Here is a 22,460-nt window from a genome sequence, read left to right as displayed (position 1 = left end):
CGTTCATGACAATAGTTAACGATAAAATAATAATACCATAACTTATATCACACATCCATCGTCTATCCTGAACGATTTAGGCAAAAGTGAAGAGAGCAGAATCCGATTACTGGCGGTATTGCCCCGTAACCATTAACAGAGCTTCCGGCAGCTGATCCATAATTGCTGCCAGATTCTCATGTACCCCCTTCGGGGTACCGGGCAGATTGACAATCAGGGTTCTGCCGCGGATGCCGCAGATTCCCCGGAACAGCATAGCCGCGCGGTTCTTCTGCATCACCGTATTGCGCATCGCCTCGGAGAGTCCGGGCACTTCGCGTTCAATGACCCGCCGCGTCGCCTCCGGCGTAACATCGCGGATCGCCAGATCAGTTCCTCCGGTAGTCAGCACCAAATCCGCCTGGAAATAATCCGTAAGCTCAATCAATGCAGCAATAATCTCATCCTGCTCATCAGGCACGATCCGGTATTCAATGATCTCGCCGCCCAGCTCCTCTTCCACCAGCTCCCGAATTACCTGGGCGCTCGTGTCTTCCCGTTCGCCCCTGGCCCCTTTATCGCTGGCCGTCAGGATTGCTGTTTTCCACGCCATAGGTTGTCCCTCCCTCTCTATATACTATGTATATCCGGCTGCTGAAGCAGCTGCCGCTGCGCCTTCGGCTGTATCTTTCCCTGCTGCTGCTCTATTCTGCTTCCAGCACGTAATCCCCATTCTTCCCGCCGCTCTTGGACACCAGCATCGTAGGTCCGATAATCATGTCCTTCTGCAGCGCCTTGCACATATCATATACGGTCAGCGCCGCCGCCGATACGGCAGTGAGCGCCTCCATCTCCACCCCGGTCTTGCCGGTAGTGCTGACGGTTGCTTCTATATATAGTTCATCTTTGTTGTTATCCATGAAGCGGATATCTACTCCGGTAAGCGGCAGCGGGTGGCACATGGGAATCCAGCCCGAGGTCTGCTTCGCCGCCATGATTCCTGCAACCTGGGCTACCGCAAGCACATCGCCCTTGCGGATCGTTCCCGCCTTAATGGCGCTCAGCGTCTCCGGGGCCATGTGTACCCGGCTTCTGGCTGCCGCTGTCCGCTTGGTAACTTCCTTGTCGCTTACATCCACCATGCGCGCTCTGCCCTGCTCGTTGAAATGAGTTAATTCCATGTAGCTCTCTCCTTCCGGCAATCCCAGATGCCGTTCTCCGTAATCAGCAGATCCATTAGTGCATCATGCTCTTCAAGCGGTACTTCGGGTACCAGCTGGAGGCCGTAGGCCAGACCAATCCACATAGGCTTGACAGCCGTGCCGGGGACTCCGGCCTCCAAGGCGGTGTGCAAGCGGTCATAATATCCGCGTCCGTAGCCGAGGCGCCCGCCCCGCCGGTCAAAGGCCAGCCCGGGTACGAAGATGACCTCCGGCCAGCCGGTTCCCCGTCCTGCTTGCGCGATCGTTCCGGCAAGAGCAGCACTACCGGCCGGCGGCTCCATGATCCCGTAGGTTCCAGGGACAAGCTCATCCCAGGAGCTTATATGGTGAAGGCTTAAGTCCCCGCTCTCCCGGTTGACGCGGGGAAGCAGCACCTCGTGCCCTTCCGCCCACGCCGCCGCCAGAAGCGGGCGGCAGTCCAGCTCGGAGCGAAACGGCGCATACGCAAGCAGTGAAGCTGCGCCTTCCTGCGAGAACCAGCTCCAGGCATGAGCGCATACCCGGGCGGATAACAGCTCCCGCTGCTCCATGGGCAAGGTATCGCGGAGCGCGGTATTCCCGGAGCGAAGCTCACGCTTCCGCCCGGCAAGCTGCGTGCTGCTGTCCTGCATAGGCAGCCTCCTCCTTCACTTGTTCCTAGCTTATCATAGTTTGTAAGCTCAGTTTACCACTCTTCTCACTGGTTCGCCAAGGTTGATTCATTCCCCTTGTTAGGAGAATGGACCTCGCACGTCCAACCTTTTTCATGTAAACTGGAGAATAAGATTGGACAATCGCCTGGGCGCAAGCCGCCGAGGCCAATTTGCAAGGGCGGAGGTTTCATCAGAATGCTTCTTCAAGCGACAGGAATAACGAAATCATATGGTATACAAAGCGTGCTGGACGGCATTAACCTCATGGTGAACGAGAGGGAGAGAGTCGGGCTGGTCGGCGTCAACGGAGCTGGCAAATCGACCTTTCTGCAGATTCTCGCAGGTGAGATGTCTTATGACAGCGGACAAATTCATAAGTCTAAAGAGACTACGATTGGCTACCTGGCCCAGAACAGCGGCCTGCAGTCGGATAACACCATACAGGAAGAGATGCTCGCGGTATTTGCGCCGCTGCTGGAGGCGGAAGCCGAACTGCGGCAGCTTGAGACGGATATTGCCGATCCCGCACTTGCCGAAGATCCGAAGCGGTATGAGGATCTGCTGGAGCGCTATGCCAGACGCTCCGACTGGTTCAAAGATCACGGCGGCTATGAGATTAATACACGCATCCGCAGCGTGCTGCACGGGATGGGCTTCGGGGAGTTCGCACCGGATACTCCAATCTCAACGTTAAGCGGAGGCCAGAAGACGCGTCTGGCACTGGCCCGCATCCTGCTTCAAGCGCCCGACCTGCTCATGCTCGATGAGCCGACCAACCATCTGGACATCGAGACGCTCACCTGGCTGGAGGATTATCTGCGCGGCTACGCCGGAGGCATCCTGGTCGTATCCCATGACCGGTATTTCCTTGACCGCCTGGTGACGACCATCGTGGAGATCGAGCGGCACCAATCGCACAGATACACAGGCAACTACAGCCGTTATATGGAGCTGAAGGCTGCGGAATACGAGATCCGTATGAAGCAGTATGAGAAGCAGCAGGATGAAATTTCGCGGATGGAGGATTTCGTGCAGCGCAACATTGTCCGGGCCTCCACCACCAAGCGGGCACAGAGCCGCCGCAAGGCGCTCGACAAGATGGAGCGCCTTGATAAGCCGCTGGGCGACCTGAAGAAGGCCAGCTTCTCCTTCGAGCCCGACTTCATGTCCGGCAAGGAGGTGCTGCAGGTCCGGGAGGTCGCTGTGTCCTTCACTCCGGAGGCTGCACCGCTCTTCCGCAATGCCTCCTTCGAGCTGCGGCGCGGCGAGACAGCGGCGCTGATTGGACCTAACGGGATTGGGAAGTCCACACTGCTGCAGTGTATGACCGGCACCCGCGAGCCTTCCCGCGGAACCGTGAACTGGGGAACCAAGGTGAAGATCGCCTATTATGATCAGGAGCAGACCCGGCTGAATCCGCGCAATACGGTGCTGGAGGAGCTGTGGAGTGAATATCCGATGCTGGAGGAGGCCAGAATCCGTACAATTCTCGGCAACTTCCTGTTCAGCGGAGAGGATGTACTTAAGAAGGTAGCCGCGCTGAGCGGCGGCGAGAAGGCCCGGGTGGCCTTGTCCAAGCTGATGCTGCGCGGAGCCAATATGCTGATTCTCGATGAGCCTACCAACCATCTGGATCTCGTCAGCCGGGAGGTGCTCGAATCGGCCCTGATCGATTTTGAAGGCACCCTGCTGTTCATTTCCCATGACCGTTATTTCCTCAACAAGATGGCTGAACGGGTACTTGAGCTGCACCCGGACGGAATTGATCAGTATTTGGGCAATTATGACGACTATATTGAGAAAAAACTCGAGCTCAAGGCAATTGCCGAAGAGGAAGCCGAGCTGTCCGCCGCCAAGTCCTCCCGCAGTGCCGACAGCGAAGCGATAGCGGCGGAAAAAGGCAGCTCCCTCTCCTATGAAGCGGAGAAGCAGGCCAAACGCGAGGAGCGGAACCGCCAGCGCCGCATCTCTGAGCTGGAGGAGAAAATCGCGAAGCTGGAGGAAGCCATCTCAGGAATTGAACATGAAATGACCAAACCTGAGGTGTATCAGGATTATATGGCGCTTCAGGACCATGAAGGTGAGCTTAAGGACAAAAAACGCGAGCTGGGAGATTTATTTAGCGAATGGGAGAAACTGGCTGAGGAATAATGTAAAAGCGGTCCAAAAAAAATTTTAACAGTTTCCAATTTGTTCAAATGTGGTTATCCACAGCTCCATCCACAGTTTCCGTGCATAACTATCGCCTAAAATTAGCCCTCCGGGGCTTTTTTCATGCGTAAAATGGCTGTTTTGCTTGTCAAGGACTTTTTATCCACCGAATTGTCCACATTATCCACAATTCTCACAATTCTGTTTCAGAGTATAACCTCTGGTTTATGGCGCTCGCAAAAAAGGCGTTATTGCTGATTTTACACGGTTTTTACACAACTCGTGCGGAATATGTGGATAACGTTGTCCACAGGTTGACAAATGCCGCATGAGGCAAAAATTCTGCTGGATAAAGCTCAAATTTCAGAGACAGGACAGCGGCGGAATGACCTGTTTCGGCAAGGTACGAGCCAGGTGCGGTGCTATTCTGTTCATTAAATGGATTTTCTCCACTTGCTAAAGCAAGATTGTTCCCTACAGCAACAGCAGTTGGAGAAACTACATTTAATAGATCACAGTTGCGGCCCATGTGGCACAATTAGCACCATTAAATGCTGTTTTTCCACTTGCTTCGTTATATATCTCAGAAACCGGGAAATTAAGCTACGTTTCTCCAACTGTACTCTCTTTGCACGATTACTTTGACGGGTAAACCTCTCCTTACTCCTCCCGTTATATCCGCTTTACGCTCTCCCCTCCAATACCCCTGTCCCGTCGGCTTCAAAAAAACGCATCTGCCAAGTCCGTAAAATCGGGCTTGGCAAGATGCGTTAGAGCAAAGGCACTCTACCTGCTCCTGGTGCTGGTGCTCCTGATGCTTTGGACAACCCCGCTCTAGCTGTTCACCGCCGTGCCGGGAGAGGGCACCTCCGATTCCGACAGCAGCGCCGCATTGCAGGCGGCGATATAGGCAATGCCTGCGGCCATCACGATATCGTGATGGATGGCCGTGCCCCGGAACTTGGTGTCCTTCCACTCCACCATGACGGCCGCCTCGGCCTGGGCATTTCCGCCGCTGCCGAGCGAATGCAGCTCCAGCCCGTCGAAGCGGATATCCTCGGCAATCCCTTGCCCTATAGCGGCAATGATTGCTTCCAGCGGACCGTCTCCGGTGCTGGTCTGGGTCGTCTCTGCGCCGCTTCTCAGATGGCGCACCGTCACTGCGGCCACGCGGCGCGGCGCGCTGCCGGCCAGGACCTGGACCTCGCCGAGCGCATAGACCTGCGCCTGCTGTCCTGTGGTGCTGCTGACCATCCGCAGCAGCTCATCATCGCTGACGGCCTTCTGGCGGTCAGCCGTCTCCTTGAAGGATTCGTAGAGCGCGTCCAGCTCCGCCGAATCCAGGGCAATGCCGTACTTCGCGGCGCGGTCCTTCAGCGCATGCCGGCCGGAATGCTTGCCGAGAATAATCATACTGCGCGGGATGCCCAGACGCTCCGGGTCCATAATCTCGTAGGTGCTGCGGTCCTTCAGCAGACCATCCTGATGGATGCCGGATTCATGCTGGAAGGCATTGCGCCCGACCACCGGCTTGTTGAAGGCAATCGGGAAATGCATTGCCCCGCTGATCATCCGCGAGGTGTCATACAGCTTATCCAGCACGATTCCAGTCTCTGCTCCTATAGAGTCTCCGCGTGTCTCCAGCGCCATGACCAGCTCCTCCAGCGCACAATTGCCGGTCCGCTCACCCACACCGTTGACCGTGACCTCAATCTGTGTCGCGCCGCCTTCAATGGCCGCCAGGCTGTTGGCGACAGCGAGGCCCAGATCGTTGTGGCAGTGGGCACTGTAGATGACCTTGTCTCCGCCCCTGGCTCCAAGGCGCACCCGCCGGAACATCGCTCCGTATTCCTGCGGCAGCGCATAACCCACCGTGTCCGGCAGATTGATAATCGAAGCGCCCTCTTCAATCACTGCCTCGACCATCTCGATCAGATCGTCGATACCAGTCCGCGCAGCGTCCATTGCCGTGAACTCTACCACATCGCAGAACTGGCGGGCATAAGCCGTCATCTCTCTTGCAACCGCTACAACCTCAGGGCGGCTCATGCGCAGCTGATGGCGCAGGTGGATGTCAGAAGAGGAGATGAACAGATGAATCCGCCGCCGTGCGGCATCCCGGGTGGCCCGGACAGCGGCATCGATATCCCCCTTGACGGCACGTGCGAAGCCGCAGATCTCTACGCCCTGAATGTTGCGGGAGATCGTCTCCACCGCAGCGAAATCCCCCGGACTGGATATAGGGAACCCCGGTTCCATGACATCCACTCCCAGGTCCGCCAGCTTGCCGGCCAGAATAATCTTTTGCTCAGGAGTAAGACTGGCTCCCGGGGCCTGCTCCCCGTCGCGCAGCGTCGTGTCAAAAATCTGAATTCGTTTCTTTACCGGAATGATCATCGTAATTCCTCCTCAAATTAGGTTTATCTAATGGAGAGCCGGCTCCTAAAAAACACAAAGACCCCCTGTCTCTTATAAAGAGACGGGGGGTCAGCCCTCCGCGGTACCACTCTTTTTGACGCATAGGCTTCCTGATGTACAGAAGTCCCGGCTGCGTCCAGCTTAGTATCAGATCTCACAGCTCCGATAACGGAAGCTCTAATGATCTGAAAGGTCCGGTAACGGGGACATCCGTAGCAGCGTACCTGTAGCTCTTTCCACTGTTCCGCTCACGGGCGAGATTCGCCGGCCTCCGGTGTCTGCGTCGCACCTCCCCGCAGCTCTCTGTTCACCTTAGCCGTCTACTGCTCCCGATCCTTGCGTGTCATTCCTATATAACTTCTTAATAATTTGCACAAAAAAGCCCGCCGTCTCATTCAAGAGACGACAGGCTGTTCACTGTCGCGGTACCACTCTTGTTGATATCCGAACCCGCTACCTTCCAGCTGTTCTGCGATACCCACTCCATGTCTGCAAGGTTCCCGGAATGTTCACACTCCGCCAAAGCCCTGACTGACCACCCTCTCACGGAGGTTAACCGTAACGGTGTACCTAAGGTTGCCGGATTACATCCTGTACCGGCCAGTGCTCCTGTTCAAGAGCTCCCCGCTTCCACCGCCCCGCTCCCGGACGAGTTCAGGCCTCCTTCGACTGCGTCGCACCTTCCCGCAGCTCTCTTATCCCGGAGTGACCTTACTGCTTCCGATCATTGCGTTTGTTCAAATATAAAGTAATTGAATTGAACTGATTATACCCGGCGGCTTCTGTAAAAGTCAATAGGCAGATACCGACCATTTCTCCAGCGAATAGCCGGGGTCGGCGACCATATCCAGCGGAATCCCGCCTTCATGTCTCCATTTCACATAAGCTGCGGCCCCAATCATCGCCGCATTATCCGTACAATACACGGGAGGAGGGATAATCAGCTCAATCCCTTCTGTCCCGCAGCGCCGGATCAGAGCTTCGCGCAGCCCCTTGTTCGCCGCTACCCCTCCGCAGAGCAAAAGCTGCTCCGCGTGGTATTCACGGACAGCCCGAATCGCCTTATCGACCAGCACTTCCACTACAGATTCCTGGAAGCCGCGCGCAATGCCCGCGACATCCGGCACAAGCCCCTTCATCTTGCTCTGGTTCACCGCATTCAACACCGCAGACTTCAGCCCGCTGAAGCTAAAGTCATACGAGCCCGGCTCCAGCCACACACGCGGCAGAGCGAAGGCTTCTTGCGCCTCATGCGCAAGCTTGTCCACATGCGGCCCTCCCGGATATGGGAAGCCCAGGGCACGGGCTACTTTGTCGTACGCTTCGCCGACGGCATCGTCACGGGTGCGCCCGATGATCCGGAAAGCTCCTTCCCGCTCCATATGCACCAGTTCTGTATGGCCCCCTGACACGACCAGCGTCATGCTCGGATACTTCAATTCCTTCACCAGCCGGTTGGCATAGATATGACCGGCAATATGATGTGTGCCGATGAGCGGCTTGCCCCAGGCCAGCGCCAGACTTTTGGCAGCTACGACTCCAACCAGCAGCGCCCCCACCAGTCCCGGACCCTGTGTTACCGCCACTGCCGTCAGCTCCTGCGGACGTACGCCTGCTACGCTTAAGGCTTCTTCAATGACCAGCGTTATCACCTCGACATGCTTGCGGGAGGCCACTTCAGGCACCACTCCCCCGAATGCCCGGTGGGTCTCAATCTGGCTGGAAATAATATTGGACAACACCTCACAGCCATCCTTCACTACAGCTACAGAGGTCTCGTCACAGCTGGTTTCAATCGCCAGAATCAATACAGGCTCCCTTGCGCCCGTGTCTGTCTTCATTTCAAGTCCACGCTTCCTTCCGTTGCAGCTTGCTCCCCGTACTCCGGCAGATCGGCCCACATGATGAGCGCATCCTCGCGGTTGTCCGAATAATAGCCCTTGCGGGTACCGGCAGGCTTGAAGCCTTTTTTGCGGTATAAATTCTGGGCCACCTCGTTAGAGACCCGTACTTCAAGCGTGATCGACTGCATGCCTAGATAAGCCGCCGTCTTCATCAGCTCGTCCAGCAGCCGCTCGCCCCATTTGCGCCCCCGGTAGGCCTCCAGCAGTGCAATGTTGGTGACATGCGCCTCATCGACAATCGCCCACATTCCGGCGTAGCCGATTAATTTCCCTGCCAGCTCCATTACCATATATTTGGCAAAATGATTGTGGGTCAGCTCGTTGCGGAAGGCTTCCTCTGTCCATGGCATGGTGAAGGCCTCCCGTTCAATCACAAGAATCTCAGGCACATCCTCCAGCCGCATCAGGCGAAAAACAAGCTCAGCCCCCTGAGCTGGTCTACGTTCCGGTTCGATCATCGTGTATTCAGGCTCCCTTCGCTGCTGCGGCGCAGATTCGCCTCAGCCTCCGACAGCTGCGTATAATTGGGAATCAGCGTATGCAGATCTCCGCTCTCCTCATAAAGGCCCGCTTCCGCCAGGAATCCGGTCCAGCGTCCTTCCAGCTCATAAGACAGCGCCTTGACATTCGCAGCGGCTTCCTTCAGCGGAGCCAGCATATCCGCACTTCCGTGCAGCGCTGTCTCGCCTACGAACCACAGGGTGTCCGGCAGATTGCCCTCAGCTGCAGCTTCCTTCAGCCGTACCGCCAGCTCCTGCACCCAGTCAGCCATCAGCCGGATAGCATCCGGCGCCAGCCGCCGGGGCGGCTTGTCCCCGTCCGCTGCGAATACAGCGGTGTACGCCTGTCCCCGCCGGGCATCGATCAGCGGAATGATCCAGTCTGTTCCTGCCGTGCCAAGCGCAGAAGCCGCGTGGTATCCGCCCCAGGCCAGAGCATGCAGGCTGGATACGCCGGTAACCGGAACGTTCCAGGCCCAGGCCAGCGTCTTGGCTGCGGTCACAGCAATCCGGGTTCCGGTATAGGAGCCCGGACCGATCCCGACCGAGATTCCGCCGATTGTATCGTTCGTCGTCGCAGACGCCTGAAGCGCCTGCTCAATAATAGGCAGCAGATGAACCGAATGGTTCCGCTCCCCGGAAGCATTAATCTCATGCAGCAGCTCCCCGCCGCTTGTCACGGCCACTCCCAGAACTGCCGTTGCTGTATCCAGCGCCAAAAACCGCTTACGCGGCTCATTATTCGAGTTCGTCATGTTTTTTACCCCACTTCTGGATCAGCATCCGGCACACTTCGCCGTAAGGCTCTCCGATTCCGGTCACCGTAATCTCCCGCTCATCCGGGCCGGCGGTCTTCAGCTCTATATGGAGATGCCGCGGCGGCATCAGATCAGTGATGATTCGGCTCCATTCCACCAGACTCACACCCTGGCCGTAGAAATACTCTTCCAGCCCCAGCTCGTCCGCTTCCTGCAGCGAGATCCGGTATACATCCATATGATACAGCGGCAGACGTCCTTCATACTCTTTGATAATGGTAAAAGTAGGACTATTCACAATACCTTCCACACCCAAATGGCGAGCATAGCACTGCGAGAACGCCGTTTTGCCTGCACCTAAGTCCCCGTCAAGTCCGATAACCATCCCCGCCGATGACGCGGCAGCGATGGCGGCGGCAAGAGCCTCCGTATCCTGAAGGCTGAATGAACGGTAGGTAAACACCGTTTGTGTATTATTGTCCAAAGCTGCAACTACCACCTTTTTGAAGTCCCTTAACGGTTAACAATATCCTTAATTATATCGGTATGCTACTTGCACCGCAACAGCCGCTGTTATTCCATCGTGGCCGCTTGAACCGCCGCAGGCTTCCCCGGATGCCGGGAGAACAGGCTTTGCAGCACCATTCCGCCAATAATGACCGCAATCCCTGCCCATGAGAGCAGGGAAGGCAGCGGCGAGGCCAGCAGGAGCATCTCCCCCAGCAAGGCGAACAGCACCTCCAGTGACTGGGTCGCTTCCACGGCTGCCAGACTGCTCATGCTATCCCGGACCAGATCGGTAGCCCGGAAAAACAGCACCGTAGCCACAATTCCCGAACTGAGTGCAACAATGACAGATTGTCCTACCTGAGAGGAGGAGGGCAGGCCAGTATCTGCCATACCATACAAAGCGACAGCCAGCCAGAAGGGGAGGCTGGCGAGCGTCATGCCAAGAATCCGCTGAAATACATCCAGCTGGCCGCTGCACAGCTCCATCATCTTACGGTTTCCGAGCGGATAGGCGAAGGAAGCGATAAGTACCGGGACAATGCCGAGCAGGATCTGGGAAGGGGGCAGCTGGCGGGCATGCTCCACTTGCAGCAGCGCTACTCCGGCGAGAATAATCAGGGAGAGGAGCAGCCCGCGCAGCGGGATTTTACCTCTTATGTATACTTGTCCTCCCGGTCCGCTGACCCATTCTCCGAAGAACGGAGCCAGCAGCGAACCGGAGATAATCGTGATTTGCCACGTTCCCGCCGTCAGCCAGCCCGGTGCATAGGCAGCGGCGAAGCAGATGGGCGCGTAGAACAGGCCGAACCCGACAGTGCCCCACAGCAGCCACGCCCCCGGCCGTTCTCTCATCGCAGCCAGCAGCGGCTTCAGCCTCCCTCTCCAGGCCACAATAGCAAGCAGCAACGGGAGAGTGAACAAGTACCGCAGCGAAGCGCTCCAGGCCCAGCTTCCTCCCGCAAGCTCCATCCTCCGGTTCAGCACAAACGTCACCGCAAAAAACAGCGCCGAGCACACACCCAGCAATATCGGACGCACTTCCATCATCTCTTTTCGTCAAAATTCTTCTTCCAAATATAGGGGGTCACCACGCCCGGCGTCAATATCTGTGTCAGCTATAATTAGGGAGCCGGTGGGTGTTAGACGAACACAGAAGCCGCTATTTGGCTTAAAATATCATTTTGCTGCTTGTTGAGGAATCAAGAACCGTTAACTTCGAATTTTGAGCTAAATGTTACACCGGATAGGTCACTTAACGACATCTGAGTCCGGGCGGGGCACAAAACGAAGAATTTCATCCATATAAGTGCACTCCAGTCCGCCCTCCAACTCGCCACTGCAACCCCCTATAACTAGCATATAGAGATCCATACACCAGCTAGAGGATCATTCAACTCCAAAAAAAGCAGGCCCTCCGGCGTTAATCATACCGCCAATAAGGTCCTGCCCCAATGCTGAGTTACTTTTACGCCCCTGCTTTTCCTGCTGTTCCTACTCCTGCTTCCCCTGCTCCTCCAGCCGTTCAACACCAACAGTCTGCGTATTATCCGGCCGGGAGCCTACCTGAACCGTTGCCATGCCGTTAGCGGAATCAACATGCTCAATCCAGACTGGTTCTCCATCAAGATGCACCGCAATTTTGTCCTTGGAAGCGTAAATATCCTGTGCACGTGTTATATCCATTCTTTTCTTGCCCCCTTATTCCTCGTCTTCATCTTCCGCCGGAAGCTCCCCGATCGTTGCATCGGCATCCAGCAGTCCTGCATCCTCGTCCAGTCCGGCATCCTCCGGACCCGCAATAATATTGTCCCAATTGACCGCCTCTGCCGGAATATCCTGCTCCGATAGGGCATCGCTCCAGTGATAAAATTCCTTGTCCATATTGCCTCCCCTTCCCGCAATGAGTCTGTGCAAGCTGAGCAGCCTTATTTTTTCCCATGACTCTCAAATAATGCATCCGGCTAGAAAAAGCCCTGTCGCCCCATACTAAGCCATAACATATCCCATCAGGAGGCGATTCTCATGCATACCGTTTGGAAAGGAGCCATCAGCTTCGGGCTTGTGCATGTTCCGGTCAAGATGTTCTCCGCTACGGAGGATAAAGACATCTCGCTGCGCTACATCCACAAAGAATGCGGCAGTCCGCTGTCTTATGTACGTAAATGTCCTGTCTGTGACAAGGAGGTCACGTGGGAGGAGATCGGCAAGGGGTATGAATATGAGAAGGGCAAATTTGTCCTGTTCGACAAGGAGGAGCTGGATCAGCTAAGCGAGGAGAGCAGCAAGAGCATCACCATTCTGGATTTCGTGGATTTGACGGAGATTGACCCGATCTATTTCCAGAAGACCTACTATTTATCGCCCGATCAGGCAGGCGCGAATGCTTACCGTCTGCTGATGGAGGCTATGCGTCAGACCGGGAAGATCGGGATTGCCAAGATCTCCATCCGCTCCAAAAGCAGTCTGGCCGCCATCCGCGTCCTGGCGGACTGCCTGGCGATTGAAACCATCTATTACCCGGACGAGGTCCGTCCGGTATCGCAGGTCCCGGGCCTGCCGGAGCCGGGCAGTGTGAACGATAAAGAGCTGGACATGGCCAAGCTGCTGATCTCACAGCTGTCCACCCCGTTCGAGCCTGCCAAATATACCGATGATTACCGCCAGCGGATGCTTGATTTGATCACGCACAAGATTGCCGGGGAAGAGTTCCACATTGCTCCGGCCCGCCAGGAGAATAATGTTATCGATCTGATGGCCGCACTGCAGGCCAGTATCGAAGCAGTACAGCATATTCCTTCCGATCCCGGACCCGCCAAGGGAGGCAGCGGGGCCAAGGCGCGGACAGCCGCCGGTGCAGGTGCAAAGAAACGTCCGGCCAAGGCCACTGCCGCTGCGGCTTCAACCGATACAACCGCCGCTCCGGTTGTAGATGAAGCCACCGGACCGATTCCGGTGATCGCCCCGAAGCCGAAGCGCAGAAGCGCGAAGAGCAAGGTCACCGGTGCCTAGGGGACGGACTCCTGCACCTGCTGCAAGGACAGGCAGTCCCCTTCAGCTTCAGCCCGTCACACCGTTTGAGCCTGTGTTGGCCACTGGGCTTCCAAGCGGCGAACAGTGGATCGCCCAGATCAAATGGGATGGCGTGCGGATGATCTCCTATTACGACGGGAGCCATGCCGAACTGATTAACCGCCGGGGCAACCGCCGCACACTCCAGTATCCTGAACTGGCCGGACCAGAGAGCTATTGCCGGGCCGGCTCCTTCATCCTGGATGGCGAGGTCATTGCACTCAGCGGCGGCAAGCCTTCCTTCCACGAGGTTATGCGGCGGGACAGCCTGAAGAACGAGGCGGCGATCCGGGCGGTGCAGACGCAAATACCGGTGCTGTATATGGTTTTTGATATGCTGTACTGTGACGGCATCTGGCTGCTGGACGAACCGCTGTCCCGGCGGCAAGAAATACTGAAGGAGAGGCTGCTGCCCCATCCCCATGTACAGCAGGTGCCGAGTTACCCGGAACCCGCCCAGTTGCTCGCCGCGGCGCGGCAGGGAAGTCTGGAGGGGATCGTCTGCAAGGATCTGAACAGCACCTATGCGCCGGGCAGCAAGGACAAACGCTGGCAGAAGCTCAAGATTATCTCCGATGTCACTGCTGTCGCCGGGGGAGTCACCTTCCGCGACGGCATCGTGAATGCATTGCTCTTCGGCCTGTATGATGATGCCGGGAAGCTGCATTATATCGGACATGCCGGGGCAGGCAGAATGACCGTCCAGGACTGGCGGACGCTGACCGCACGAATTCCTGGACTTGTCACAGAGCATATGCCGTTTGCCGCCCTTCCGCAGCGAAGCTCAGGCTCCGTTTGGATTAAGCCTGAGCTGGTGTTTAAGCTGCATTTTTTGGAATGGAATCCCTCAGGAACCTTCCGCCAGCCTGTGATTCAGGCGAAGGTCGATCTGCCCGCCCATTCCTGTTCTTTAAGCCAGCGGGGATTCTAGCTGTCTATTGCGGAATTAGACTTCCGGCAATCTTCAGCAGTTCGGCCTTACTCTGCACAGTGCTCCGGGTATCCGTTAATGTGTACTCCCTGCTGCCGTCCCTACTTCTCCACTGCAATTGGGATTTCAGCTTGTCATGATGCGGCCCGAACGAGGTGAACATCATCTCCTGTCCGTTAACCTGCACCAGCTCATCCTTGTCCCCCGGCAATAAGGCCAGTGTAACTCCAGCTGGAAGCTGGCTTGCAGGCTCTGCACGCAGGCTCAGCAGCTCTCCCTGGCGGGTATAGGTCAACGTGGTGACATGACCGCTCCAAGGGAGCATTTTGGTGATAACCTTTTTACCTGCTGCTGTGGATTGTGCCTTGAGTTTCTCCCTGAGCTGCATATATTCATCCTCATACGAAAAAGGAATGTCAGGACTGATGATCGCCTCCTTCAGCACATAATCTTTCGGCAGCGAAGCGGGAGCCATTAATACACCTCCGCCCATTGATCTTAATTTCTGCGCAGCTTCGCTTACGGACGTATAACTAAACGGCACATACCTGATATTCAGACTATCCAGCGTATTGATTTTGGTATCATTCACATACACGGCCCGGATCTCCCCTCTGTTCAAGGGAATCATATATTCCTTGACCAGCAATGCGTCTAGCGGAGAGGGCCCAGCCGGTTCAGCGGTTTCTGTAGCCATAATGCCGTTGCTTTTATTTTTTAGTTTATCGGGCAGCGTACCCTTTGCTCCGGCCGTAGCGCCAGCCGCGCTTAGCAGCATGGACATGCAGATTGCGGCAGCAGCCGCTTTTTTAAACAAACTCATAGTTCAATCCCTTCCTTCCGGTTCATTTGTTGTTCCTTTACTGCTGAACCATACCGGCGGCAATGGTCTCCCATTGTTCCCGGGTCAGCCGCTGGTCCGGCGGGTCCGTCATCCAAGCAAGCCCTCCGTAGGCGCTGTCATACCAATACAGTCTGCTTACTGAACCCCCGTTGTTGTTGGCGCCTACCCCGGGAATATATAGCAGCTCCTTATCTTCATAGGACCACTTTTCGGCAGCTTCGTCCGGGGTTACGTGAATTTGCGAAGGACCAGTTGTTGCTTCTTTATTCCAGAATAAGTGAAGCTTTAACTGCTGGCTGCCATCCTGATAATTCACCTCGGCGCTTGCAATTCCCTTTACGGGCCATAGAGTTGCAGCCAGCGGATTCTCATCCGTAGCACCTTCGGTTTTGGCTTTCAGTACCTCCAGGGTCAGTTCGTACTCCGGCTCAAACGAAGAGGGGGTTTTGGCGTACAGCCGGCCACTAGCAAACCGTAATTCGCCTATTCTTTCAGGCGGCAGTGCAAAGCTCCATTTGCCCGTTTGCTCCCGGGCGGCTGACAGCTTCGCGTAGCTGGTATACGTAACCGTTTTGCTGGTGAAAAATAACGGTTTTCCATACCCAAGCCCATTCATTAATGCAATCAATTCACTGTCATTGACATAATAAGCCGCTGTCTCTCCCGGCTGTAAATCCTCTTGCGCCTGTTGTTCATATTGCTCCGTTAGCTTAAAGTAACGTTCCCGGGCGGAGCTAGAGCCAACGTAAGGCGTGTAGACCTTCGACACCCCCTTCTTCACCTGCACCACGATTTTGCCGCTGCTGTCCCTTAAGGCTAGAGGCTGTCCTTCCGTCTGCCGGATAACCGCAAAGTCCGGTTGCAGCACCTTCCCGGTAGCTCCTTCATCCGTCATATTACGGAGCACACCGAAACCGGCCAGGCTCAGCAGCGCAACTGCGCAGAGTCCGGCGGTCAGCCTTCTGCCCCGCTGCAGCGCAGGACGCTGCGAAGGTATGGGCTGCCTGGTCATCACAGGTGCCTGCCCATCTGTTCCCGGCACCGCCTGTCCCGGTGAAGCTGAGGTTCCTCCGTCCTGTGCCGCTATCTGCTGGGCATGAATGGCCCGTACCCGCTCCATAACGGATGGCTTAACATCAATGCTGCCCAGAGCTTCACCAGTACCCATTCGTCTTATCCTTTTTTCTTCAGCAGCGATGTGCTTGTCCACTGTGGTTCCTCCCCCTCTCTTTGCGCTTGCAGCAGGTTCGTGAGCTTAATGATCGTACGCCGGTATCTTTTTTTGACCGCCTCCTGATTCTTGCCCAGAATGACGGCGATGTCGGCAAAGCTCTGCTCTTCAAAAATCCGCAGCACCAGCAGGTTCCGCTCCTCCGCCTTCAGCCGGGAGAGCGCTACAGCAAGCGGTTCATCGAACAGGAAGCGGTCCATCTCCTGCTCCGGACTCTCCGCGTATTTCTGCGGCCGCAGCAACAGCATCACCCGGCTCTGCCGCTGGCGCTGGCGGATAACTGCCAGACAATGGTGATAAGCGATTTTATAGAGCCATGAAGAGAAGCTTACCAGCGGTCGATACTTACCGATATTTTGATACGCTTTGACCAGAATCTCCTGCACGGCATCCTCCGCCTCTGCCCCGCTGCCGAGCAGACGGCTGCAATAACGGTACATAGGCTGCTGAACAGCCTCAACGATCTGCCCATACTGCTCCACGTCGCCGTTCTGCACCTGAACAACGAGGTGTTCCATTTCATCCAAAATCGTAAAACGCTCCTCTCCTATAGCTAACACTCTTATAAGCACCTGTCCGGGCCAAAAGGGACATTGTACTCAAAAAAAAGTGAACTGCCCTTGTCCCGGACCGGAATCCCGACTGAAAAACTAAAGTAAGGCAAATACTATATAGATTGAACTTGGAATTTAAGTTAAGGGGAAAGCTAAGGAGGGATGTCCCATGCCAGCAGCCACTAAAGGAACCATTACCGTAGACGGGCAGCAAATCAGCATCACCAATCCCGACAAACCGCTCTGGCCAGAGATGGGCATCACCAAACAGATCTATCTGCAAAAGCTGGCGGCCCTCTCGCCCTTCCTGCTGCGCTATTGCAAAGACCGGCTGCTCACGGTGATCCGCTATCCCCATGGCGTTCCCGGGATGTCCTTCTATCAGAAGAACGCCCCGGAGCCGCTGCCGGAATTCGTTCGCACGGCGGTGCAGGACAATATCACCTACATTGTGCTGCAGGGCCTGCCGGAGCTGCTCTGGCTGGGTAATCTGGCTGCGCTCGAATTCCACCCTTCCCTCCATTATGCCGGCAGCACGCTGCCCTGCGAATGGATGATTGATCTGGACCCTTCGCTTGAGATTGAACCGCGGATTATGGAAGCCGCTGCTATGGTAGGGGAGGTGCTGAAATCGCTCGGACTGGACTCCGTTCCCAAAACCTCGGGAGCCACCGGAGTGCAGATCATTGTTCCGGTGGGGCCGGGGGTGACCTTCGATGAACTGCGCCGGATCGGGCATTTCGTAGGCCGTTACGTCACCGAGAAGCGGCCGGATCTCTTCACCCTGGAGCGGTTGAAGAAACATCGCGGAGATAAAATATACTTCGATTATCTCCAGCATTACGGCGGCAAAACACTCGCTGCCCCGTATACCCCGCGCGCCCGGCCACTGGCTACCGTCTCTACTCCCCTCCTGTGGGAGGAGGTTGAACGGGGCGTCAAGCCTACAGATTTCAACCTGCTGAATATAGAGGAGCGGCTCAGCCGGTTAGGAGATCTGATTGCCAAGGTTCCTCCCCAGCCGGTTGAAGCGATTATTGCCAAGCTGCCCCCAGGACAGCAATAAGCCCGCAAATGCCATTCTCAGGCTGCGGGCTTATTTGGCGTCCAGAATCAGGACGGAAGGTATTATTATATATGGGCATACGGCGCAGCAGGTCAGGACCGCCGTATGGGTTACTCTGTCGTTCGTAAATATACCTTCCTTCGAAGCGCTCCAGCTGAACCGGTGACGCTAATGCTAATGAATTGCTTTTTTCTTGAAGCGGCCGCCCTTAACATCATGGATATTGCCGATCGCGATGAAGGCGTCAGAATCCCAATCCTCTACGATAGACTTCAGCTTCGCTTCTTCCAGACGGGTAATGACTACAAAGATCACTTTCTTGTTGTCGCCGGAGAATCCGCCTTCACCATCGAGATAGGTGACTCCGCGTCCCAGACGCTCTGTCAGAGCTTCGCCGATATCACGGAATTTATCGCTGATAATCCAAACCGACTTCGACTGATCCAGACCTTCGAGTGTAATGTCAATCACTTTAAAAGCGATATAGTAGGCAATAAGCGAGAACATCGCATTATTCCAGCCGAACACAAAGCCTGCGCCGGACAGAATGAACAGATTGAAGAACATGACGACTTCCCCTACAGAGAACGGAAGCCTCTTGGATACAAGAATGGCTACAATCTCAGTACCGTCAAGTGATCCGCCATAACGGACAACGAGCCCGACCCCAACGCCGAGAATTACCCCTCCGAATACTGCTGCGAGCAGCGGCTCAACGGTAATGGGATGAACAGGATGGAGCAATTGGGTACCGATGGACATTACAATTACAGCAAATAGAGTAGATAAGGCAAATGTCTTACCAATCTGCTTATACCCGATAATCAGGAACGGCAGGTTAAGCAGGGTCAATAGAATACCAAGCGGTATATGGAAAACATGGGCTAACATAATGGAAATACCAGTGATTCCGCCATCAATCAACTTATTGGGAACAAGAAAAATTTCAAGCGCAACAGCCATCATGGCTGCTCCGATGACAATCATCACAACCCGCTGGGCCAGTCTTGCCGTCTTGAACACTCCAGACTTCTGCGGCTTCTTCTGTTCTTCACTCGTAAAGATATGTTGGCTTACAGTCATAGAACTCCCCCTATAAATAGTATATCTAAGAAGCTTACGAAAGCGAACGTACAGTCGTGCCTTCTCCCCTGTTCTTCTTATATTTCCATTATATCATAAAGGAAAGTCAAATAACGCATATAAATTGATATAACCTTCGATAATCGATGCTTCCGCCATCTTTTCTGTCATAATAGCGGCGATAAGAGCTGACACAGACTTTCTATGCGTTTGACATTATGGCTGCGCTCCCGGAACTTTTTCGGATCGATGAATTCACTCTGCTCCAGATCTCTGCTGAAATCCTCTGCCAGCTCTGAAATAATCTCTGGACGGAGCAGCACCGCCGTCAGCTCGAAGTTGGAATAGAAGCTGCGCATGTCCAGATTGGCACTGCCGACGGTGGCCAGCAGGCTGTCGATAATCATTACCTTGGCATGCATGAACCCTCTGGTATAGCGGTAAAATTTCACGCCGGCGTCCTGCAGATTCTCCAAATACGACAGCGTGGCATAATAGACCAGCTTGTTATCCGGTTTAGCCGGGATAATGATCCTTACGTCCACTCCGCTAAGCACCGCATTCTTCAGCGCCCTGCTTATCGCAGGGTCGGGGATGAAATACGGCGAGGTCATCCAGATCCGCTGCCTTGCGGCGCAGATAGAAGCGAAATACATCTCCTGGGTGGCATCGACAGCCGCATCCGGTCCGCTGGCGACAATCTGTATGGCATCCCTTCCGCTACAGCTATGATCCGGGAAGAAGCGCGGATGGCTGATAATATCACCGGCCGCCAGCCGCCAGTCCTTGAGAAACACATACTGCAGCTGATAGACGGCATCCCCTTCAAGGCGCAGATGCGTATCCCGCCAGTAGCCCATTTTCGGATTTTTGCCCAGGTAATCATCGCCTATGTTCATGCCTCCTGTGAATCCGGTCAGTCCGTCCACCACCAGGATCTTCCGGTGATTGCGGTAGTTGAAGCGGCGGTCCGGCAGTGCAGTCAGCGGAGGCAGAAAAAAATACACCTGCACTCCCGCATTCTTCAGTGTATTCACAAAGCCCCGGCTTAGTTTATGGCTTCCCAGTCCATCGCACAGCAGGCGTACCCTCACCCCCTGGCGTACCTTGCGGATCATCAGCTCCTGGAACTGCCGGCCGATCCCGTCCTCCCGGAAAATATAAAATTCCATGTGGATATGCTCCTGCGCACCTTCCATCACCTCCAGCATGGACTTATACGCTGCCTCTGCACTGGACAACACTTCACACCGGTTGTGGCTTGTAACCGGACTGTCCGCCAGTCCAGAGAACAGGTGCAGCAGCCCTGAGCGGTGTTCAAATCCAGGGTTGCCGGTATCCTCCGCTTGCTTGACCTTATGAATCTTGCCGGTAACATGAATACGGATTTCCCGCAGCAGGGAGACGCACCGGTTGCCAAGCTTACGGCTCTGCCAGTAATCGCGTCCCAGGAAATAGTAGAACAGCAGGCCCAGCGGCGGACAGCAGAAGGTAATACATATCCAGGCAAGCGCCCGCTGCGGACGGCGGAATTCGGAAGCGGTAATAATGGCAAGCTGCACAATAAAAAGACATAAGATAACGGCAAATATCCTCATTCCGGGCCTCCTGATCAACTGAATGAACTCTTATTATCTCTGCGGGCATAGACAGCACTTGCTAACTTTCATGAGGAATCTGCCGTGGCAGAAGCCTGCACTTACTACAGGTTTTGCCTTAACTCTCCTTCTTTATTCAAGTAAACCGTTGTCATGTTCACCTTAGTTATGGAATACATAGAGTAGTAGGACGAATCGGATAAGCCCCCTATACCCCGACAGATGGTTTCAGTCAGTTCATACCAAGCGGCTGCCATGGCCGCAGTAAGGAGACGTTATGAAGAGTCAGCCAAGTCAGAAAAAGATTACGCTGCTCGTTATGCGTGAGGCCGGACGGCCTGTGAAGCAGCTGCAGATGTCAAAGCCCTTCGCTCTGGCGCTGCCTGCCGCTGCCGCTCTGTCCCTCTCCAGTCTGGTCACCTCTATGCATATCCATGCTTCCCGGTCCATCGCAGAGCTGGAGGCCGAAGCGGCCGCCTTATCGCTGACCAATATCCGCATGGAGCTGAAGGTTGCTGATAAGGATCAGGCATTACAGCAGCTGCGCGGCCAGGTAAGCGAGCTCTCAGAGGAAGCGGAGAGCATTAAAGACAAGCTGAAGAGTGTGACTGAGCTGGAAGAGCAGCTGCAATCACTGATCAACAAAGAAACCACCTCTTCTGCTGCCGGCAGCGGTTCTAGTGCGGATACGTCAACCTCAGCAGCTTCCTTCAAAGGCAGCCAGCCGGTGGTGGCGGATTTGCCTGATACCGGAGCCGCGGCCGCTGCCGGAAGCTATGGCAAGGTCAGCAGGTTAAGCGCCGGCCCGTTCATCCGGGAACAGCCGGAAGCTCTCTCTGCCGCCGTATCGCCTGCCGTCAATTTCCGTATCCGGGCTGCTGCCACCGCACTGAGCCTGCCTGCGAATCCACAGGTCGGCGGGGAATATGTCGCCGTTTATGAGAATGATCCTCAGCGGCTGGTTGAGGAAACCAAGGACGAATTCGAGGAAATCCACAGCATTATGGATGAGATGATTAACAGTATCTCAAGCACGATTACACAGGCCGAGGAGGCACACAAGACAAGAGCAGAGTTTCAGGCCAAACAAGCCCAGGAGAAGCAAGCCCGGCTGGCAAGGGCCGTGATGTGGCCTACCGGCTCCAAGGTCATCACCTCCAGCTTCGGCTACCGCTCCGATCCTTTCAAAGGGGTCTCTGCTTATCATTCCGGGATTGATATTGCGGGAAATATCGGAGATGCAGTATACGCGGCGCTGGGCGGCGTGGTTACCTCTGCAGAACAAATGGGAGCCCGGGGCAAATACATCATCATCAAGCATGACAATGGACTGGAGACCTGGTACATGCATTTGAACCAGATGATAGTCACCCCCGGTGAGCGGGTCGGCAAAGGGGAGCAGATCGGCATGCTGGGCAGCACCGGACGCAGCACGGGCCCCCATTTGCATTTTCAGGTCGTGAAGCAGAACAAGCCGGTGAATCCGCTCAATTATGTTAAGCCTTTATAGGTTCAAGAATATAAGGAGGAATGCAGGAATGTGGAACAGACGTCAACCGCGTGCTTCGCTGAGGTCAACCGACTCGCTGATCGGACATGGCGGCACGCTTGAGGGGAAAGTGCATTGCGATACGAACCTGCGGATTGAAGGGAATTTCAGCGGGGAGATTCTATGTGAGGGTACTGTGACGGTCGGTGAGCAGGGCACCGTCCACTCCAGCATTGAAGCGCAGGAGATCATCATCGCCGGCAAGGTCTATGGAGACGTAATCGCCCAGCGGAAGCTGATTCTCACCGGAACGGGACAACTGCATGGTAACATTGCCGCCGGTTCCCTGAGCATTACGGAAGGCAGCCTGCTCAGCGGGGCTGTGGTCATGACCGAACAGCCCGCCCCTGAGACAGCGGGCGGGCTGCATACGGTCACTGCCAAGAAGACTTCAGGCAAGCGCAGAGAGAGCAAGCAGAGTAAACTGGAGGGCGCATGAGCCGTAAGCTCTCAGCCTGTA

23 protein-coding genes and 1 other annotated feature are annotated in these 22,460 nt (G+C 55.4%); of the genes, 6 read left to right on the top strand and 17 right to left on the bottom strand.

What is annotated here, in order from left to right; all coding sequences use genetic code 11:
* Window positions 1-106 precede the first annotated feature (106 nt).
* From MKX63_RS17950 to MKX63_RS17940, 3 genes are all read right to left on the bottom strand, one after another.
* Window positions 107-592, bottom strand: a complete 486-nt coding sequence (locus MKX63_RS17950; RefSeq protein ID WP_341019008.1) for a MogA/MoaB family molybdenum cofactor biosynthesis protein — start codon at window positions 590-592, stop codon at window positions 107-109.
* 91 nt (window positions 593-683) lie between these two features.
* The gene (gene moaC, locus MKX63_RS17945) at window positions 684-1,160 is read right to left on the bottom strand and encodes a cyclic pyranopterin monophosphate synthase MoaC (RefSeq protein ID WP_341019007.1); all 477 of its coding nucleotides are present in this window, start codon (window positions 1,158-1,160) and stop codon (window positions 684-686) included.
* Window positions 1,151-1,813, bottom strand: a complete 663-nt coding sequence (locus tag MKX63_RS17940) for a 5-formyltetrahydrofolate cyclo-ligase (RefSeq protein WP_341019006.1) — start codon at window positions 1,811-1,813, stop codon at window positions 1,151-1,153. Before MKX63_RS17940 ends, moaC begins: the two co-directional genes overlap by 10 nt.
* Before the next feature lie 216 nt (window positions 1,814-2,029).
* On the opposite strand from MKX63_RS17940, the gene MKX63_RS17935 reads away from it, so the two are divergent.
* Window positions 2,030-3,985 carry an ABC-F family ATP-binding cassette domain-containing protein gene (locus MKX63_RS17935; RefSeq protein ID WP_341019004.1) on the top strand — a complete coding sequence of 652 codons (1,956 nt, stop codon included), beginning with the start codon at window positions 2,030-2,032 and terminating at the stop codon, window positions 3,983-3,985.
* A 271-nt stretch (window positions 3,986-4,256) separates the two neighbouring features.
* Here the strand turns inward: MKX63_RS17935 and MKX63_RS17930 are convergent, their stop codons facing one another.
* The 9 genes from MKX63_RS17930 to MKX63_RS17890 form a co-directional block, all read right to left on the bottom strand.
* Window positions 4,257-4,514, bottom strand: coding sequence for a hypothetical protein (locus MKX63_RS17930; protein WP_341019003.1), 258 nt, complete (start codon window positions 4,512-4,514; stop codon window positions 4,257-4,259).
* A gap of 305 nt (window positions 4,515-4,819) precedes the next feature.
* On the bottom strand, window positions 4,820-6,382 hold the full coding sequence (locus MKX63_RS17925; RefSeq protein ID WP_341019001.1) for a 2-isopropylmalate synthase: 1,563 nt from the start codon (window positions 6,380-6,382) through the stop codon (window positions 4,820-4,822).
* A 75-nt stretch (window positions 6,383-6,457) separates the two neighbouring features.
* Window positions 6,458-6,749, bottom strand: a binding site (T-box leader).
* 445 nt (window positions 6,750-7,194) lie between these two features.
* Window positions 7,195-8,244, bottom strand: coding sequence for a tRNA (adenosine(37)-N6)-threonylcarbamoyltransferase complex transferase subunit TsaD (gene tsaD, locus MKX63_RS17920; protein ID WP_341019000.1), 1,050 nt, complete (start codon window positions 8,242-8,244; stop codon window positions 7,195-7,197).
* Entirely contained in the window at window positions 8,241-8,765 is a 525-nt protein-coding gene (gene rimI / locus MKX63_RS17915) for a ribosomal protein S18-alanine N-acetyltransferase (RefSeq protein WP_341018999.1), read from the bottom strand. The genes tsaD and rimI overlap by 4 nt, the downstream gene beginning before the upstream one ends.
* Window positions 8,762-9,562: a tRNA (adenosine(37)-N6)-threonylcarbamoyltransferase complex dimerization subunit type 1 TsaB gene (gene tsaB, locus MKX63_RS17910; protein WP_341018997.1), complete on the bottom strand. Its 801-nt coding sequence runs from the start codon at window positions 9,560-9,562 to the stop codon at window positions 8,762-8,764. Before tsaB ends, rimI begins: the two co-directional genes overlap by 4 nt.
* Entirely contained in the window at window positions 9,546-10,049 is a 504-nt protein-coding gene (tsaE, locus tag MKX63_RS17905) for a tRNA (adenosine(37)-N6)-threonylcarbamoyltransferase complex ATPase subunit type 1 TsaE (protein ID WP_445323524.1), read from the bottom strand. Before tsaE ends, tsaB begins: the two co-directional genes overlap by 17 nt.
* Before the next feature lie 89 nt (window positions 10,050-10,138).
* Entirely contained in the window at window positions 10,139-11,113 is a 975-nt protein-coding gene (locus tag MKX63_RS17900; RefSeq protein ID WP_341023088.1) for a DMT family transporter, read from the bottom strand.
* A gap of 453 nt (window positions 11,114-11,566) precedes the next feature.
* Window positions 11,567-11,758, bottom strand: a complete 192-nt coding sequence (locus tag MKX63_RS17895; RefSeq protein WP_341018995.1) for an H-type small acid-soluble spore protein — start codon at window positions 11,756-11,758, stop codon at window positions 11,567-11,569.
* 15 nt (window positions 11,759-11,773) lie between these two features.
* Window positions 11,774-11,956 carry a hypothetical protein gene (locus MKX63_RS17890; protein WP_341018993.1) on the bottom strand — a complete coding sequence of 61 codons (183 nt, stop codon included), beginning with the start codon at window positions 11,954-11,956 and terminating at the stop codon, window positions 11,774-11,776.
* A gap of 141 nt (window positions 11,957-12,097) precedes the next feature.
* On the opposite strand from MKX63_RS17890, the gene ku reads away from it, so the two are divergent.
* Window positions 12,098-13,084, top strand: a complete 987-nt coding sequence (ku, locus tag MKX63_RS17885; protein ID WP_341018992.1) for a non-homologous end joining protein Ku — start codon at window positions 12,098-12,100, stop codon at window positions 13,082-13,084.
* A 73-nt stretch (window positions 13,085-13,157) separates the two neighbouring features.
* Window positions 13,158-14,075, top strand: coding sequence for an ATP-dependent DNA ligase (locus MKX63_RS17880; RefSeq protein WP_341018991.1), 918 nt, complete (start codon window positions 13,158-13,160; stop codon window positions 14,073-14,075).
* A gap of 4 nt (window positions 14,076-14,079) precedes the next feature.
* On the opposite strand, the gene MKX63_RS17875 is transcribed toward MKX63_RS17880, so the two are convergent.
* From MKX63_RS17875 to MKX63_RS17865, 3 genes are read right to left on the bottom strand one after another with little or no spacing between them, the layout of a single operon-like run.
* Window positions 14,080-14,898, bottom strand: a complete 819-nt coding sequence (locus MKX63_RS17875; protein ID WP_341018990.1) for a hypothetical protein — start codon at window positions 14,896-14,898, stop codon at window positions 14,080-14,082.
* 37 nt (window positions 14,899-14,935) lie between these two features.
* Window positions 14,936-16,129 (bottom strand): hypothetical protein, encoded by a 1,194-nt coding sequence (locus MKX63_RS17870; RefSeq protein WP_341018989.1) that lies wholly within the window; start codon window positions 16,127-16,129, stop codon window positions 14,936-14,938.
* Complete coding sequence (locus MKX63_RS17865) at window positions 16,093-16,668, bottom strand: RNA polymerase sigma factor (RefSeq protein ID WP_341023086.1); 576 nt, start codon at window positions 16,666-16,668, stop codon at window positions 16,093-16,095. The genes MKX63_RS17870 and MKX63_RS17865 overlap by 37 nt, the downstream gene beginning before the upstream one ends.
* 205 nt (window positions 16,669-16,873) lie before the next feature.
* Between MKX63_RS17865 and ligD the strand changes: the two genes are divergently transcribed.
* Entirely contained in the window at window positions 16,874-17,770 is an 897-nt protein-coding gene (ligD, locus tag MKX63_RS17860; protein ID WP_341018988.1) for a non-homologous end-joining DNA ligase, read from the top strand.
* Window positions 17,771-17,944: 174 nt separating this feature from the next.
* Here the strand turns inward: ligD and MKX63_RS17855 are convergent, their stop codons facing one another.
* A complete protein-coding gene (locus MKX63_RS17855; RefSeq protein WP_341018986.1) occupies window positions 17,945-18,853 on the bottom strand; it encodes a YitT family protein in 909 nt (302 codons plus the stop codon).
* A 167-nt stretch (window positions 18,854-19,020) separates the two neighbouring features.
* Window positions 19,021-20,451, bottom strand: a complete 1,431-nt coding sequence (gene cls / locus MKX63_RS17850) for a cardiolipin synthase (protein ID WP_341018985.1) — start codon at window positions 20,449-20,451, stop codon at window positions 19,021-19,023.
* A gap of 277 nt (window positions 20,452-20,728) precedes the next feature.
* Between cls and MKX63_RS17845 the strand changes: the two genes are divergently transcribed.
* Both MKX63_RS17845 and MKX63_RS17840 read left to right on the top strand, forming a co-directional pair.
* A complete protein-coding gene (locus MKX63_RS17845) occupies window positions 20,729-21,961 on the top strand; it encodes a M23 family metallopeptidase (protein ID WP_341018983.1) in 1,233 nt (410 codons plus the stop codon).
* 28 nt (window positions 21,962-21,989) lie between these two features.
* Window positions 21,990-22,439 carry a bactofilin family protein gene (locus MKX63_RS17840; RefSeq protein ID WP_341018981.1) on the top strand — a complete coding sequence of 150 codons (450 nt, stop codon included), beginning with the start codon at window positions 21,990-21,992 and terminating at the stop codon, window positions 22,437-22,439.
* Window positions 22,440-22,460 lie beyond the last annotated feature (21 nt).

This window comes from Paenibacillus sp. FSL R7-0179 (assembly GCF_038002265.1).
GTDB lineage: Bacteria > Bacillota > Bacilli > Paenibacillales > Paenibacillaceae > Paenibacillus_AQ.
The sequence above is the reverse complement of the archived record's forward strand: the minus strand, read 5'-3'. Positions and strand labels throughout refer to the sequence as shown.